Raw genomic sequence first — 16782 nt, 5'->3', positions numbered from 1 at the left:
TGGCTCCAGTGTTCTAATCAGGTACCCTAGGGGCACTAGAGTTGTATTCTTCCTGAAATTTGGGTGTGTATTGTGACATTCGTTATCTCTCTTCAACCCTTGATACCCAAGGTGCAGATACTTTTAAGCAGCTATCCAATTGCGAAGTATGTTGGCAACGACAGGTGCAAAAGCCTCCAACTTACCGTCTTTAGGCGTCATAAGCATCTTTGATGAAGTCCATTGCAGATTCAAAATCATGACTACCGGCATCAAGAGCAGAGACCACTTGATGCCACTGCTGTGCTTGTGCTTCAGTTATTCCATGAGCAAGCTCGGCTCGAAGGTGGCGCTCAAGAGCTGGCATCCCAAAATTCAGATCAAGTGCACATGAAGTTCCTGTGCCAAATAATACAAACGGTTTGTCTGTAAAAAACTCAGCAATCGCTTGATATGCAACTTCCTTTGTTAGCTCCACGCGCATACCCCTTAGCTCACCAAAACTCTTAGCTTACCCGTCAACAATTGCTGCATCAGGGCTTTTTTCTCTTGCTTTAAGGCATCGAGCTTTTGTTGCAAAGCAGAGATTTCCTGATCGGCAGTGGAAAGTACGGCGGCGATTCTTTGTTGTTCTTCAAAACTGGGCGTGGACACCTTCAACGAAAAGAAATCCGAAGGCTTTACATTGAGCAAGCCATGAGCACGACCACCTTCGTGTGCAATTTGAGACAGACCCTTGTTCAGAAGACCTGATTCAAAGTAGTGTTCCCAAAAATCGCTATCGGCGCGACCCGAATCTGAAAGTTCAAAACAAATGTAGAGCGTTGTTACAACACCATCTGGGTAGCGATTCAGTCGTTTGATTGCACCCATTGGATAGCCATTTGAATAGCTTTTGTTGTAGGCGAACTGTCCTTGCTTTAACAGGAAGTAGCCATCAAGAGTTTCAGAGGCAACAGTTTTTTTGAAAAAGTCTTCCTGCCGAATCAAGCCATGTTGCCCAGATATGGTAACTACGTTTGTGCTTTGACCATTATTTTTTGTCGTTACACGTGCAAATAGCTTTGAAAGCTTAGATACCTTCCACTCCCCACTAAACCTAACCCCATTCTTATCCAGGAGGCGTTTTTTGCCGGTGAGCAGTTGTTGCATCAGGGCTTTTTTCTGCTGTAGGCTATTGGCGAGCAGTTGTTCGGTGGTAGTGATGGCCTTATCCCAAGTGGATAGGATTTGGACGATTTTCTTTTGTTCGGAAGCATCTGGATGAAAGATTTTTAGCTTCCTTACTTCAGCTATATTGATTCCTTTGACGGCCTGTCCAACTGTGTTCAAGTCAATTTGTTGTTGAACACTTGGCGATTGCAAGGCGTAAAAAACGTACATTGGATCATCATCGCTAGACACTCTAATCCTTGCTGTATCCTGAGTGATATTAGCTCCAGCAAGTGACGCTGGAACAATCGCAACTCGTCCGGTTGTCCCTCGTATTGTTAAAAGCAAATCGCCTTGATTTACTTCTGCGCGTTTGTATTGATTGTGGATTTGTAAGGATGTCTTAAGAAGGTCATCCTCCAAAACCCTACCGCCGATAATATTCTTAACCTTAATTACAGGAATTCCCTCAGAGACGTGCTCTCCCGGCTTCAGGATGCCATAGCAAATTGGGGCGCGTGGATCAACAAATGAGTCTAAAACTGTCGTTTTCTGGTTATGCGCCATAACCCAGCTCCTCAAGATACTTGGCCATCTCGGTTTCCAGCTCAGTCAGTTGCGCTTTAAGTTGTTCACGCTCACCTCGTACCGCCATCAGGTCGATTTCTTCCTCTTCTTCAAAAGTATCAACATAGCGCGGGATGTTCAGGTTGTAGTCGTTCTCTTTTATCTCATTGAGGCTTGCGACATAGGCATATTTGTCTACGTTTTTACCAGCGTGGTAGGTAGCGACAATCTTGGCGATATTCTCCTCAGTCAGCAGGTTCTGGTTTTTTCCGGCTTTAAAGTCGCGGCTGGCGTCAATAAACATGACGTTATCGTCGTTCTTATTTTTCTTAAAGAGCAGGATTGCCGCCGGAATACCCGTACCATAAAACAACTTCTCCGGCAGGCCAATCACGGCATCAAGCAGGTTTTCGTCAATTAGTTGCTGGCGAATTTTACCTTCGCTTGAACCTCGGAACAGTACGCCATGTGGAACCACTACACCCATTCGGCCTGTTTTGGGCTTCAGTGTTTCGATCATGTGCAGGATAAAGGCATAGTCGCCTTTGGTTTTTGGCGGTACGCCACGGCGGAAGCGGCTGAACTTGTCGTGCTCGGCTTCGTCGTGGCCCCATTTATCTAAGGAAAACGGTGGGTTGGCGGTCACGATGTCAAACAGCATCAGGTCGCCGTTTTTATCGAGCAGCTTGGGGTTACGAATAGTGTCGCCCCATTCAATTTTATGGTTGTCTTCGCCGTGTAGGAACATGTTCATTTTGGCCAGCGACCAGGTCGAGCCTATGGCTTCTTGCCCATACAGCGCGTAGTTTTTGCTGTTATGGTTTTTACGCACCTTGCTGCCGCATTTCATTAACAGCGAGGCAGAACCACAAGCAGGGTCGCAGATACTGTCGCCCGGTTGAGGATCTAACAGTTCGGCTATCAGGTCACTGACTTCTGGCGGGGTATAAAATTCACCGGCCTTCTGGCCACCGCTGGCAGCAAAGTTTTTGATTAAGTATTCGTAGGCGTTACCGATCACATCCAGCGTACCGACGCGGCTTGGTTTAAGGTTCAGCTCAGGCTTAGCAAAGTCTTCCAGCAGGTGACGCAGAATGGTGTTTTTTTGCTTTTCTTCACCCAGTTTATCGGTGTTGAAGCTTATGTCTTGGAACACACTCTTGCCAGCGTCTTTTAGCTTGGTGCCGTTAGCTTCTTCAATGGCGTGAAGCGCCTGGTCGATACGCTCACCATTGCCGGGTTCATGACGACGTTCGTAAAGGGCATAAAAACTGGCTGCTTTGGGCAGTACAAAGCGCTCGTTTTTCATCATCTCTTCGATGAGTTCAGGCTCGTCGCCGTAATCGGCCTTGTAACCATCGTAGTGATCCTGCCATACATCGGAGATGTACTTCAGAAACAACATAGTCAGAATGAAGTCTTTATAGGTATCGGCGCTGATTGTGCCTCGGAAGGTATCGCAGGCATTCCATAGCGCCTTGTTGATGCTATCTTGATTGATTCTATCGTTACTGCTCATGGCTGTGTCGTTCATTATTTCGTGTCCTGGTCGTTATTGTCGCTCAACTTCTTTGCTGCCGACTCTAGTTGTTTGATGCTTTTCTCTGGTGCGGGCAGGTTTTCAGGCATAGTGCCGCCCAGTTCAGCAATGGTTTGGCGAACCTTCTGCCCGACTTCATAGTGGGTTTGGTTTGCCTGCTGTTTGTTTTGGACATTATCGCGGCGGAGTTTTTCTTCTGCCTGGGTTGCTCGGAAAAGATTAGCTGCCAGCTCGGTCGATCCCATGTGGTCGAGAATCTTCTGGCTTTTCTTTAGTCCTTTTCGAGCATGGATAGCTTTTTGATCTAATCCACCATATAAGCCTTTGTAACCGTGGTTTTGGAAGATTGCGAAATCGAGATTTGTCTCAACTCCGGCTTGCTGTGCAGCCTCTACAAGCTGCTTGTTATGTTCTTTAAGCTCATTGCGCAGAAAGAGTCGCTTCTGCTCTTCCTTAAGTTGCTGGAAAGCCTGATCATCTGCCAACTCTTGTCGCCGAGTCTGCACGGCAAAGTAGGTTTGGCCTGCGGCGATCACAGGTTTTGTTGGATCACCATTTTGAACAACCAGATAGCAGGCATAGCGGGAAAGATGAATATCATCCAGTTCACGTTGAGATCCAGAGCCCAACTGAACCATTTTGTTGGCTTCAACGAAATGGTCATCCACTGGTTGACCACTAAACTCGCAAGCGTGCTTGGATTTTTCAATCACCTTCTGAAAGTTTCGCCAATCACGATATTCTAGTAAAGGTGCCAGGTCCCTCGCTGACCAAAACTCCAGTCCAGTAGCAGATTGCTGCTTTATGGCTTCAAAGGAATGATGTTGTTGAGTCATTTTATTACCTCCTTGTTTTCGAATAGGTCTTTAGCGATAGCACTCATCATTCGCTCGCCATTGCTCACTAATTTTTGTATCAGTTTATGTTCGTCACGTAGCGTAGCCGCCATCGAAATAATTGCTCGCTGCTTTGCCAGCGGTGGAACAACCACAGGAACATCTTCGAGCACACTGCGACGAATGCTTTTTGTTAAGGTGCCTTCGGCATTTTGCTCAAAATAGCGCTGAGTTGGGGTCTGATTCAGTAACCACACTAAAAACTCAGGCAGGATGTCTTTCTTTTTAAGGCTAATCACAAAAAAATGTGGTGCAGCAACAGCCTGCTTACCTATGGTAGCCAGTGCCTGATCCACCTGTACGGCGTAGTTATGGCTGCCTCGCGCGGCCACTAAAATATCACCTGTGGTGAGGTAGTCGGGTTCACGTTTGCCGGTTAACTCTGTTTCCAAACAGTCTGACCAGCGAATCCCTTCGGTTAGCGAAACATCCTTCATTTGAACCGCGACCATAGCAGCGCCAGGAACTTCAGGGATTTTTCCTCGAAATGGGTAGCCTGCATTGATGGTTGCGATCTGTTTAAGCTTCACGCCTTTTTCCGTTCATAGTCGATGATGCATAAATAATCTGTTGATCCTGATTAAATGTCAAGCTAAAGTTGTTTCATCGCTTTTGATGCAAAAAATAATGTAGGTATAATTTAACGTGGGAGCATTGCCGGTGTTCTCGGGTGAAATTGACGAAGCCATTGAGTGCCGGGTTAACCACTGGGTAGATAATTTTCCTCTTATCTCGTAAAGCGGGCGCCAATTTGATGCACTTATAAAAAAAAGAAAAGGCCACTCAAATGAGTGGCCTTTCAGACTGCTGACAAAGTCCTGGACGCCGATCCAGGACTTTGATCTAATAGGGTTAGTTGATTTGAAGGCTAACCAACATGCTCAAAACTCCCTCTCCTCAACAATATCAGTTAGAAATGGTCACGCTCGAAGAGCTGGTACCGAAGAACCATTTGGTTCGCAAGGTCGATGCCGCCATTGATTTCGAGTTCATTCGTGCTGAAGTCGAACATCTCTACTGCAAAGATAATGGCCGTCCGCCGATTGACCCTGTCCGTTTGTTTAAGATGATGATCCTCGGCTATCTGTTTGGCATTCCCAGTGAGCGTCGTCTGGTACAGGAAATTCAGGTTAATGTGGCTTATCGCTGGTTTTTGCGGATGGGATTAACCGAGAAAGTGCCTGATGCCTCGACGCTGAGCCAGAATCGTATTCGTCGTTTTAACGGCACGGATGTGTTTCAGCGTATCTTCGACCGGATAGTTGAACAGGCGTATGAGCAGCGTCTGATTGGTGGTCACACGCTTTACACTGACAGCACACATTTAAAAGCCAATGCCAATAAGCGCAAGGCGGTGAACAAAGAGGTGGCGGTCAGTGCATCGGCGTATATCGCTGAGCTCAACAAGGCGGTTGAAGAGGACCGGTTAGCCCATGGCAAAGCGCCACTGAAGCAAGATGACTCGAAGGAGCCCGAAACCAAAAATCAAAAGGTCAGCACAACCGACCCTGACAGTGGCTTTATGACGCGGGAAGGCAAACCACAGGGCTTCTTCTACCTTGACCATCGCACCGTGGATGGCCGCCACGGCATCATCACGGATACCTTCGTGACGCCGGGGAATGTGCATGATAGCCAGCCCTATCTGGCCAGATTAGACCGTCAGCTTGAGCGCTTTAAGTTTAGTCCGATAGCCGTTGGTTTGGATGCGGGCTACTTTACTGCACCGCTTTGCCATTTAATCCGAGAGCGACAAATTGCACCGGTTATTGCCTACCGTCGTCCCAATGTCACCGCTAATCCGATTAAGAAGAAGCAATTTACCTACGATAAAACAACCGATACCTATCGTTGCCCCCAAGGTGAAATCCTGACTTACAGCACGACAGACCGTCAGGGCTACCGGCATTATCAATCTAACCCTAAAGTGTGCCAGGATTGCCCGCTACGCCAGGACTGCACGAAGAACAAGCAGTATAAGAAAACGATAACCCGGCATGTCTGGGAAGAGGATAAAGAGCATGTGAGTGGTTTGCGGCTGCTGTCGTGGGGTAAGAAGATTTACAACCGACGAAAAGAGACGGTTGAACGCAGCTTCGCAGACGCAAAACAGCATCATGGCCATCGCTATGCACGGTTCCGTGGTCTGGCGAAAGTGCAGATGCAGTGTTTACTGGCGGCGGTAGCGCAAAACATCAAGAAAATGGCCTTGCTGGCCTTTTTATCGCTTTTTTATGGCCTGAAATCGGCACTATACACCTTTGCAGAGCGCATTCTGCGGCATAACAAATCCGAGATTCAATACTGCCAGATTTAATAAAAGAAAGCAGAAAACACAGATCAAAAAAGATCAGAATCCAGAAAACACAAACCCCGGCCAAAAAACCGGGGTTTGTCATTAATCTGAAACCGCCAAATGAGTGGCCTTTATGATGAATCTATATTTTAATGATGAAACTTTATTTTATGGGGTGAAACTTTATTTTCACCCCACAATGGCCTTCGCATTTTTAGCCCCGCTTATTCGACCGTAACTGACTTCGCCAAATTACGCGGCTGGTCTACGTCGGTACCCTTGATAATGGCCACATAGTAGCTCAGTAACTGCAGTGGCAGGGTGTAGACGATGGGCGCCAGAATATCAGCCACATGCGGCACATTGATAACACGCATGGTGGCATCTGATTTAAAGCGGGCGTCGGCATCGGCGAACACATACAGAATACCGCCGCGGGCACGCACTTCTTCCACGTTCGACTGCAGCTTCTCCAGCAGATCGTTATTGGGTGCAACAACGATAATTGGCATATCGGCATCGATCAGCGCCAGCGGGCCGTGCTTTAACTCACCGGCGGCATAGGCTTCAGCGTGGATATAGGAAATTTCTTTTAGCTTTAACGCCCCTTCCATCGCGATAGGATACTGATCGCCACGACCGAGAAATAACGCATGGTGCTTGTCAGCAAACTCTTCTGCCAAAGCTTCAATTTGCGGCGCCAGCGTCAGTGTTTCTTCCAGCTTGGCTGGCAGGCTGCGCAGGGCGGCTGTTAGCTCTCGCTGTTGCTCCGGCGTTAAACCGTTATATTTACCCACCGCCAATGTTAACATCGCCAGGCCCACTAACTGGGTAGTAAAGGCTTTGGTAGAGGCAACCCCGATTTCGGCGCCGGCACGGGTCATAAAGGCCAGATCCGATTCACGCACCAGCGACGAGCCGGCGACGTTACAAATGGTCAGGCTACCCAGATAACCGGCTTCTTTCGCCAGCCGCAGAGCCGCCAGCGTATCAGCGGTTTCACCGGATTGAGAAATGCTGACCAGCAGGCTGTTTGGCTGCACAAAGGATTTACGGTAGCGGAACTCAGAAGCAATTTCGACATTACAGGACACGCCAGCCAGGGCTTCCAGCCAGTAGCGGGCAACCATACCCGAGTGGTAGCTGGTGCCGCAAGCGACGATTTGAATATGTTTTACTTTTTTAAACAGCTCAGCCGCGCCATTGCCAAAGGTTTCATCCAGCACACTGTCGCTGCTCAGCCGGCCTTCCAGTGTGTTATTGATCGCACTTGGCTGTTCGTAGATTTCTTTTAGCATAAAGTGGCGGTACTGGCCTTTGTCGCCGGCGTCATAGCTAACGTTAGACTCATGCACTTCGCGCTCGACCGCCTGGCCGTTTTTATCAAAAATGCTAACGCTGTGGCGGGTGATTTCCGCCACATCGCCTTCTTCTAAAAAGATAAAGCGGCGGGTAACAGGTAACAGCGCCAGCTGATCCGAGGCGATAAAGTTTTCACCGATACCCAGACCAATCACCAGCGGGCTGCCCGAGCGGGCTACTACCAAGCGGCTGGCATCGGTTTTATCCAGCAGCACAGTACCATAAGCACCGTGTAATTGTTTTACCGCGGCCTGCACCGCAGTCAGTAATGAACTGTGGCTTTTCAGCTCTTCTTCAACCAGGTGGGCAATCACCTCGGTGTCAGTATCAGAAGTGAAGATATAGCCTTTGGCTTTTAAGGCGTCGCGTAATACGGCGTGGTTCTCGATAATACCGTTATGCACCACCGTAATATTGCTGGAAACATGCGGGTGGGCATTGCGCTCGCTTGGTTCACCATGGGTAGCCCAGCGGGTATGAGCGATACCGGTACCGCCGGGAACCGGCTGCGCGGCAACCGCATCCGCCAGCTCTTTCACCTTACCCAGGCGGCGTAAACGCTGTAACTCACCGCTTTCGCTCACCACTGCCACACCGGCTGAGTCATAGCCGCGGTACTCCAGCCGGCGTAAACCTTCGACCAGAATATCTACCACATCCCGTTGCGCGACCGCGCCGACAATACCACACATAGCTATACTCCAATAAGTTACTAAATAAATTCTAAGTTATCGAGGTCAGGTTAATCAGGCCTGAACCCGGATCACCCGTACCCCGTGTTGTGTAATTTCTGCGGCGGCGGCTTCGGGTAGACCGGTATCGGTCACTAACACCTTAACCAGCGACCAGGGCAGCTCCAGATTATGGATTTTGCGTCCCAACTTGTCGGACTCCAGCATCACTATCACTTCGCGTGATACTTCCGCCATCACCCGGCTTAAACTATACAGCTCGTTATAGGTAGTGGTGCCGCGCGCCAGATCGATACCATCGGCACCAATAAATAACTGATCAAAATCATAGTTGCGTAACATCTGCTCTGCCAGTTGGCCTTGAAAAGCTTCCGATTGCGGATCCCAGGTACCGCCAGTCATCAGCAGCGTCGGTTCGTTTTCCAGCTCGCGCAGTGCATTGGCAATGGCGAGCGAGTTGGTCATCACCACCAAACCGCGTTTTTGCGCCAGCTCAGGTAACAAAGCTGCCGTGGTGCGGCCACTGTCGATAATAATCCGGTAATGATCTTTAATCAGCGCCGCCGCCGCTTTGGCAATCGCTAACTTTCGCTCTGAAACTTTTTCCAGGCTGCTGTCTGAGACAAAATCCTGTGGCACCGGCACCGCACCGCCATAGCGGCGCAATAACAATCCCGCGGCCTCTAATGCCGTTAAGTCTTTACGAATCGTCACTTCGGAGGTTTGAAATTGCTCGGCTAACTGCTCAACAGTCACTTCGCCCTGCTGTTGCAGGCGGGCGACGATCAGATGGCGGCGTTGCTGGGTATTACGCTTATTCATTTCTTTCGCTTAAGTTTCGAAACGAAACATATTTTAAACGAAGCCAGAATTTTAGCAAGCGTCCAGCGGTAAACTAATACGGTAATGTAAACCCTGACCCGGCGTGCTCTGCACCTGGATTTGCCCCTTAAAGCGCGCCGTAACCAGATTAAACACGATATGTGCTCCCAAACCGGTGCCGCCGGCAGCTCTTTTAGTGGTAAAAAAGGGCTCGAAAATCAGCGCCAGATTTTGTTCGTCCATACCGCAGCCGTTATCCGCATAATCAAACAACAGCTGCCGCCCTTGCTGTTGCACCTGCAAGCTGATGGCTGGCGCGCTCTGCTCAGCAAAGGCATGTTTCACACTGTTCATTACCAGATTGGTAAGAATTTGTGCCAGAGCACCCGCATCGGTGTACCAGTGGATATCAGCCGGACAAACAAGCTGAAACTGACAGTTCAGCGGCCGCAGTTGCGGCTGCAGCGATAGCATCACGTCCTGCAGGTATGAGGCCAGCTCAATTTGCCTTGGTGCATCAGCCGATTGATCGACCGAGACTTTTTTAAAGCTTTGGATCAGTGCCGCTGAGCGCTCCGTATTTACCGCCAGAATTTTTAAACCATCACCGAGATGACTTAAAAAGCGCTGAAACTGCGATTGCTGCAAACTCTTGTCGGTAAAGGCCTGCTGGATCACGTCATACTCGGCCTGCAAATGGCTGGTAGCGGTAGCACAGATGCCAAGTGGGGTATTAATTTCATGCGCCACACCAGCAACCAGGGCTCCGAGCGACGCCATCTTTTCCTGGATCATCAATTGCTGCTGGGTTTGCTGCAAGCGGGTATAGGTATCAGCATTGACCACAGCTATCGCAATATAGCTCGACAGGGTACGCAGCAGATTTAGCTGCGACAGGCTATAAGCGAAGGCTCTGGGGCTTTGCACCGAGAATACGCCCACAACCTTTTGATTCAACATTAGCGGCAGATAAACCACCGACTCCATAGCCTCACCGCACAGAGGTTGGGGTAACTCATCAAAATAGGTTGCAAAATCACTATGCTGATTAACAATAATTTCCTCGGCACGACAAAAACACAATGACGCCGGCGCCTTACCATCATTGGCTGCGATGGCAAAGCTGCTGGCAGTCTGGCTATCTTCCAGCCAGAACACAAACTCGATTTCATTGGTAAGAGGCCGGTGCAGGCCAATCACCATCGCATGCACATCAATCAGTTGGCTCAGCATCTGATGGCAACGCGACAACACCTGCCCCAACTGCAGGGAACCGGTAATTTCCCGGCCAATTTGTTGCAGCAGTAACAGATCCTGATTCGAGGCCTGCAGAGCATCGTGCTTTTCCTTTAACTCCTGCGTGCGCTCTGCCACCTGTTGCTGCAGTTTCAGCCGCATCTGTCGCTCCGCTTTTACTTTCAGGTGCAACCAGAGCCAGATTGCAAACCCCAGGCTCAGCATCACTAAGCTTCTGAACCACCAGGTCATCCACCAGGGCGGCAGAATACGGATCGCCAGTCGTGGACCCGGTTACCATTCGCCCTGACGCAACCTTACCTCCAGTTCAAACTGATAGCCACCAGGCGGCAACCGGGTATAGGTCGCCAGGCGCTCCTGATTACTGACTATTAACCAGTCGCGATCAAACCCCAGCAAGCGATAGCGATACTCCAGTTGTGAGGGCAATAAAAAGGTCGGGCTGGCAAAACGCAGGCTAAATACATCTTCTTTATATTTCAGAGTCAGAGACGACAGACGATGAATAGCCTGCGGCAACAAGGCGGAACCCACTGGCACCTGTTGATTAAACAACGTAAAAGACGTTAAACGAACTTGCGGGAGCGCCAGGCTGGCTGGCAATTGCTGTGGCCGGAACATATCCAGCCCCTGACTGCCGCCCCGAAACAACCAACCGTCAGCGACCGTCCAGGCCCCGATCCAGGTCGCCTCCTGCATCCCATGGCCGGCGCCCAGTTCCAGCATACTCTGCATCTCAGCCAACCACTGCTGGCGGTACATCAGACGAAACCAGGGCGCGGCAATCAGCGCATCGTCAGCCTGCATCGGCTGATAGGAAAAAAATTCGGCGCTGCCTGGCTCAGCATTATCCAACCAGCGGTGATTCAGATTGCCGGCGCGGATCCAGATACGCTGCTGCTCTTCAAATAACAGCTGGATATTGTTAAACAGCAGCCCGTGCTGACTATCCCCACGCTGCAGCCAGTAAGAGGTGCGCCCGCTGCGTTCATCCCAGCGCCATAAACCACTGTCGGGCGAGCCAACCCAGAGGCGGTCTTGCTGGTCAAACAACAGGGTTGAGACACTGCTAAACGGCAAGGCTGGCTCGGTGTCCTGGGCAAATTGACGCAGTAATTGCCGCTCAGGGCTTAGCAGCAATACGCCCTGACCACGGGTACCCAACCAGAGCCGCTGCTGGCGGTCGCTGATTATCACGCCAACACTGAGATCGGCCGCCAGTTCGGGCCCAAGTTCATAACGTTGCCAGTAGCCAGACTCCGGATTTAGTTTAAACAACCCTCGATCTGTACCCACCCAAACCCAACCATTGTCAGCTAAGATCGCCCGCGCCAGAGTCGGACCGTTCTCCAGCTCGGGTAACGGAAAATGCTGCAACTCGCCACTGGCAGGATGAAAACGCACGACGCCGGCTTCGCGGTTAGCTAACCAGACATTGTCAGCCACCACACTGATCCCCAGCACATTAGCCGCCGGCAACAGTTGTGGATCAGAACCCGCAGGCAGGATCCTGACTTCGCGGGCGATCTGATTGAATAAGACAAAACCTGAGGGCGTAATCAGCCACAGGCTTTGCTGTGGGTCCAGATACAGGCTTTGGATCGCATTACTGCGCAAGCTCACCGGTACCTCGGGGTACGCCCGGTAGTGCCGCCAGGTCGCTGTTTCCGGCTGCCAACTCCAGAGCCCCTGATCATAAGAACTGATCCAGTAAAGCCCCTGTTGATCGCGTTTTAACGCCGTTATCTGAGCATCCTGCAGCTCTGCTGGCTGCTGCAATGCCAACGGACCTGCGGCCGTTATCTGCCACAGACCACTACCATAGCTGCCAACTAGCAAGCCTTGTGCTGTCGGCAGTAAGGAAGTCACAGAATCCACATCTAACGGGCTATTCTGGCGCTGCCAGGCTTCCCCCTGCTGCTGGCTTAGCGACCAGCGGATCAAACCGCCTGTCGCCTGCGCTTTGCTGCGTAACGGAGCGTTGCCTATCGCCAGCCACAGACTGTCGTCCTGCTGCAAAATATCGTTGATATAGACCGTGCTAACACCGTCAATCGTTGCCGGTAGCGCAACAGCTAATAGCTGCTGCTGGCTATCAGACCAGCGAAACAACCCTTCGCCGTAGGCTGCGACCCAAAGCTCACCAGTGCCATCTAAATAAAGCCGGGCGATATTTAACCGGCTGGCGGCTGTTTCACCCGCCACCGATACCCGTTCAAACCGCTCAGTTTGCGGATCAAAGCGATTTAACCCGGCGTAGCGGGTGCCAATCCACAGGTTCCCGGCTCGATCGACTAACAATTCGGTGATCCAATCTGCAGATAATGACCCGGGATCCAGCGCATCGGCGCGAAACTGTCGTAACTCGGCGCCGTCAAACCGGTACAGGCCATGCTGGGTGCCGAGCCAGAAAAAGCCATCCAGGTCCTGCACCACTGTCGTCGCATGATGCGACAGCGCAAGGGTGTCAGCCAGATGTTGCATCCGGGCAAAATGAGGTTCTGCCTGCGGACTAGCAGCCAGCGGCAACATTACCTGTAAACAAAATAGCCAAAGCAGCAGGACTTTAACGGGCGACCAGCACGGCATAGCGACTTCCCCGAATGGATATTATTTAGTATTACAGCTAATCCAAAAAAGACAATTTGCAAAAACTAATGATAATTGTTTGCATTTAAAAAATATTCGGCTATAGTGAGTGGGTCAACGGATTTTGACTTAGGGTCTAGACCCAGAGAGGGATTTTTCTGGTCGTTGTGAAATTTGTCCTGCATTGACGGGGAGCTCAGGCTCCCCGATTTTTTTCAGCTGTGACCCGCTTCGGAAGACGCAACAAATAATGTACCCCCCGACCAGGCTGGCTAGTCACCGAAATAGTCCCCTGCAAGCGCACGGTAACCAGATTATAGACAATATGGGCACCTAAGCCGCTACCGCCCTGATGGCGCTTAGTGGTAAAGAATGGGTCAAATAGCTGTTTCAGCTCCTCTTCTGCCATCCCTTTGCCATTATCGCTAAAATGAAGCATCACCTCACTTGGGGTATCCTCAACCTGTAAGCGGATCTGCGGTGCCGGATGACCATCCAGACCGTGGATCAGGGCATTGAGTACCAGATTGGTCAGCACCTGAGCGATGGCGCCGGGATCTGAGAACATGATAGTCGGCTGCGGGCAATCAAAATATAGCTGGCAATGTTGTTGCTTCAGGCGGGAACGCACTGACAGCAAAACATCGCTAAGATACTGACAAAGCTCAAACTCGCGATAACTGTCATGACTCTGGTCGACAGAGACCTGCTTAAAACTGTTAACCAGATCGGCGGCACGCTGAGTATTGACCTGTAAAATTTTCAAGCCTTCGGTCAGGTGTTGCATAAAGCGATTAAACTGGCTTTGCAGCATAGTCCGGTTAGCAAAGGCGGCCGCGATCTCGGCCTGCTCCGTTTGCAGATGACTGGTGGCTGTTACACAGATCCCTAAAGGGGTATTGATTTCATGCGCGACACCGGCGACCAGGCCACCCAGCGAGGCCATTTTTTCCTGGGTAATCAATTGCTGCTGTGTTTGTTGCAAGCGCTGATACGACAACTCCAGCGCCTGATTCTGCTCTGCCAGCTGCGCCGTTCTTTTCTCAACCAGCAACTCTAATTTCCGGCGTAGTTGATATTCACGCTGCAAACGCCAGCGCAATACAATCATCACCGTCAGCACTAACAGCAATAACATGCCCAGCTTAAACCACCAGGTTAACCACCAGGGCGGCAATACCCGCACCGGCAGTTCAGTGGCCGCGGTCCATTGGCCACCGGGCAGGCGTGCCGCCACCTGAAACAGATAATCGCCCGGTGGCAGGCGGGTATAGGTCGCTATCGGGCTTTGCGCTGAGGTTTGGATCCAGTCCCGGTCGAAGTTCTTTAGCTGGTAACGATACTGGATTTGCTGCTGCTGTTTATATTCCGGCGAGGCAAAGCGGATCCCAAACATATCCTGGTCGTAAGTCAGGGTCAGCAGATCCAGACTGGCCAGTGCCTGCGGTAACACGGCGGAGCCGGCACGCACGGGTTGATTGAATAAGGAAAGTGCGGTCAGTTGAACTTTATTTAAGGCTACTTTCTTCGGTAGCTTACTGATATCAAAGTAGTCAAATCCCCGTGCTCCGCCCCGGTAAATAGTATTCCCGACAATTTCCCAGGCGCCAATCCAGGTGGTACTTTGCATACCATGCATTTCGTTCAGTTCAAGATAGGTTTGCTGTTCGTCCAGCCAGTGTAAGCGGTAGAGCAAACGGAACCTGGCGGCCTGGCGTAACGCATCATCGTCATCCGCGGCTGTTAAATAGGGTTTGAAACCAAGAATGCGGCCCGGATCATCGCTGTCACGCAATACCAGATGATTAATATTGCCTGCACGAACCCATAATTGCTGCTGCTCTTCGAAAATCAGTTGAATGCCATTGAGCTGCAAACCGTGCTGGCTACCGGGGTGTTGCAGCCAATAGTCTACCTGGCCGGTGTCGGGTTGATAACGGGCAACTCCCTGATCCGTTGAACCGATCCAGATCGCTCCCAGATAATCTTCAGCCAGGTTGTTTACATCTTCGAACCGGATTTGAGCGCTATGCTGACCACCCTGGCGGTAATGCTCTACCTGCTGCCGTGACGGACTCAGCCGGAATACCCCCTGACCACGGGTGCCGATCCACAGATTCTGCCGGCTATCACGATATAGTAATCTGACAAAGGGATCTTCACTGGTCTGAAGACCGATTTTACGCCACTCCGCAGTTGCAGGCTGTAATTGGTAAAGCCCACGATCTGTACCGACATAGAGAGTACCATCGCTGTCCTGATGCACCGCCTGCACAACGGTCGGTTGCTCGGGTCCTTGCGGCAGCAACCAGTGACGTAAGGTTGCAGTAACCGGATTAAAATGCGCCACACCACCTTCGCGATTGGCCAGCCAGATACTGTCATCCGCCGCAGCGTCAATGCTCAGAACATTGGGCGCAGCCAACAGACCGCTGCTAAGTTGGCCATTGGGTAAGGTCCGGATGGTGCGGGCAAAACGGCTTAAGCCGCGAAAACCACCCTGGCTGATGGTCCATAAAATGCCCTGCTGATCCTGAAACAGGCCCAGCAAATCAGCCCGCGCCAGCCCCTCACTAAACTCAGCATGAAAGGGGTAATGTAACCAGTTGCCCGCCGGGTCGCGATACCAGAGCCCACCGCGGGAGTCTGCATTATAGCTACTGAGCCAGAGGCCGCCGTCTGGCTCCAAATGCAGATCAGACAACAGCGCCTGCTGCAGCTGTACGGGTTGTTCTGCCAGTCGGAAGGTCGCACTGACAGGGTCAAACTGATAAAGTCCCTGACCATAGGTTGCGGCCCAAAGTTGACCATCATTCCCCTGATTAACCCGGCTGACCGATACTTTAGCCGTACTCTGATTAATAAAAGTCACTTCCCGCCAGGCACTTTGCAGATCCGGGCGGTACAGGACGCCACCCTGCTGTTGACCATAGGTGCGGATAGGCGCCTCGCCGATGGCCAGCCATTGCCCACCCTTGGCATCAATAAAAAGATGATTAATAAAGTTAACAGCCAGCTCGCTGGTAGCCGCCGGAAGGGGTTCAGCCTGGAGCTGGTCTTGCTGCCACTTAAACAAACCGGCGCCGTAAGTCGTCAGCCATAGCTGCTGCGAGTGATCAAACACCAGGGAAGTTATTTCAGCAGACGAGGAGTCTACTGTCGCCGGTAAATCTACCCGGCTAAAGGATTCGGTTGCAGGATCAAAACGGTTAAGTCCGCCGTAGCGGGTGCCCACCCAGAGCCAACCTTGCGGATCGGCGGCAAGCGCCGAAATCCAACTGACTGACAAACTACCGCTTTGGGCCGGATTAGCTTTAAACTCCAGTACATCGGTACCGTCATAACGGTACAGGCCATGTTGGGTGCCTAACCACAAAAATCCCTGCTGGTCTTGTGTCATGGTGGTGGGGACAGGCAGGGTACGCCCCGGCACGCTCAATTGGATAAAGCGGCTGAATACCCGACCAGGATCCTGCTCAGCAGATTCTGCAGCGCTGGCTGGCGCCACAGCACTATACACAGCCAGACAAAGTATAAGACCTAAACGGATAGCAACCGATAACTGCACGACTCGGATCTGTTAAAGAAAAACTATCCGAAAGTATTAGTGTAAAGCGCCCCTTTGTGCAA

Annotated in this window: 11 protein-coding genes; 1 reads left to right on the top strand and 10 read right to left on the bottom strand. The window is 51.0% G+C overall.

Annotated elements, in window-relative coordinates:
- Positions 1-190: 190 nt before the first annotated feature.
- The 5 genes from AEST_RS00520 to AEST_RS00500 are packed head-to-tail and all read right to left on the bottom strand — an operon-like array spanning position 191 to position 4664.
- Positions 191-457 (bottom strand): hypothetical protein, encoded by a 267-nt coding sequence (locus tag AEST_RS00520; protein ID WP_156803853.1) that lies wholly within the window; start codon positions 455-457, stop codon positions 191-193.
- Between the two features lie 11 nt (positions 458-468).
- Complete coding sequence (locus tag AEST_RS00515; protein ID WP_008606274.1) at positions 469-1698, bottom strand: restriction endonuclease subunit S; 1230 nt, start codon at positions 1696-1698, stop codon at positions 469-471.
- The gene (locus AEST_RS00510) at positions 1688-3232 is read right to left on the bottom strand and encodes a type I restriction-modification system subunit M (RefSeq protein WP_008606273.1); all 1545 of its coding nucleotides are present in this window, start codon (positions 3230-3232) and stop codon (positions 1688-1690) included. Before AEST_RS00510 ends, AEST_RS00515 begins: the two co-directional genes overlap by 11 nt.
- Complete coding sequence (gene dinD / locus AEST_RS00505) at positions 3232-4074, bottom strand: DNA damage-inducible protein D (protein ID WP_008606271.1); 843 nt, start codon at positions 4072-4074, stop codon at positions 3232-3234. Before dinD ends, AEST_RS00510 begins: the two co-directional genes overlap by 1 nt.
- Positions 4071-4664, bottom strand: a complete 594-nt coding sequence (locus tag AEST_RS00500) for a restriction endonuclease subunit S (protein WP_008606269.1) — start codon at positions 4662-4664, stop codon at positions 4071-4073. Before AEST_RS00500 ends, dinD begins: the two co-directional genes overlap by 4 nt.
- A gap of 347 nt (positions 4665-5011) precedes the next feature.
- Between AEST_RS00500 and AEST_RS00495 the strand changes: the two genes are divergently transcribed.
- Positions 5012-6451, top strand: coding sequence for an IS1182 family transposase (locus AEST_RS00495; RefSeq protein ID WP_008606268.1), 1440 nt, complete (start codon positions 5012-5014; stop codon positions 6449-6451).
- A gap of 203 nt (positions 6452-6654) precedes the next feature.
- Here the strand turns inward: AEST_RS00495 and glmS are convergent, their stop codons facing one another.
- The 5 genes from glmS to AEST_RS00470 form a co-directional block, all read right to left on the bottom strand.
- On the bottom strand, positions 6655-8484 hold the full coding sequence (gene glmS, locus AEST_RS00490) for a glutamine--fructose-6-phosphate transaminase (isomerizing) (protein ID WP_008606266.1): 1830 nt from the start codon (positions 8482-8484) through the stop codon (positions 6655-6657).
- Between the two features lie 54 nt (positions 8485-8538).
- Positions 8539-9306: a DeoR/GlpR family DNA-binding transcription regulator gene (locus tag AEST_RS00485; RefSeq protein WP_008606265.1), complete on the bottom strand. Its 768-nt coding sequence runs from the start codon at positions 9304-9306 to the stop codon at positions 8539-8541.
- Positions 9307-9357: 51 nt separating this feature from the next.
- Complete coding sequence (locus tag AEST_RS16780; RefSeq protein ID WP_169313967.1) at positions 9358-10704, bottom strand: GAF domain-containing sensor histidine kinase; 1347 nt, start codon at positions 10702-10704, stop codon at positions 9358-9360.
- 132 nt (positions 10705-10836) lie between these two features.
- Positions 10837-13152, bottom strand: a complete 2316-nt coding sequence (locus tag AEST_RS00475) for a ligand-binding sensor domain-containing protein (RefSeq protein WP_008606262.1) — start codon at positions 13150-13152, stop codon at positions 10837-10839.
- A 196-nt stretch (positions 13153-13348) separates the two neighbouring features.
- Positions 13349-16720 carry a sensor histidine kinase gene (locus AEST_RS00470; RefSeq protein WP_008606260.1) on the bottom strand — a complete coding sequence of 1124 codons (3372 nt, stop codon included), beginning with the start codon at positions 16718-16720 and terminating at the stop codon, positions 13349-13351.
- Between the last annotated feature and the right edge of the window lie 62 nt (positions 16721-16782).

Origin of the sequence: Alishewanella aestuarii B11, from assembly GCF_000280055.1 — a bacterium.
Classification (GTDB): domain Bacteria; phylum Pseudomonadota; class Gammaproteobacteria; order Enterobacterales; family Alteromonadaceae; genus Alishewanella; species Alishewanella aestuarii.
This window is presented reverse-complemented; position numbering and strand designations above follow the sequence as displayed.

Coding starts and splice junctions, on each gene's coding strand:
- AEST_RS00515 (WP_008606274.1), bottom strand. CDS start 1,698: ATGGCGCATAACCAGAAAACGACAGTTTTAGACTCATTTGTTGATCCA.
- glmS (WP_008606266.1), bottom strand. CDS start 8,484: ATGTGTGGTATTGTCGGCGCGGTCGCGCAACGGGATGTGGTAGATATT.
- AEST_RS16780 (WP_169313967.1), bottom strand. CDS start 10,704: ATGCGGCTGAAACTGCAGCAACAGGTGGCAGAGCGCACGCAGGAGTTA.
- AEST_RS00495 (WP_008606268.1), top strand. CDS start 5,012: ATGCTCAAAACTCCCTCTCCTCAACAATATCAGTTAGAAATGGTCACG.
- dinD (WP_008606271.1), bottom strand. CDS start 4,074: ATGACTCAACAACATCATTCCTTTGAAGCCATAAAGCAGCAATCTGCT.
- AEST_RS00485 (WP_008606265.1), bottom strand. CDS start 9,306: ATGAATAAGCGTAATACCCAGCAACGCCGCCATCTGATCGTCGCCCGC.
- AEST_RS00510 (WP_008606273.1), bottom strand. CDS start 3,232: ATGAACGACACAGCCATGAGCAGTAACGATAGAATCAATCAAGATAGC.
- AEST_RS00475 (WP_008606262.1), bottom strand. CDS start 13,152: ATGCCGTGCTGGTCGCCCGTTAAAGTCCTGCTGCTTTGGCTATTTTGT.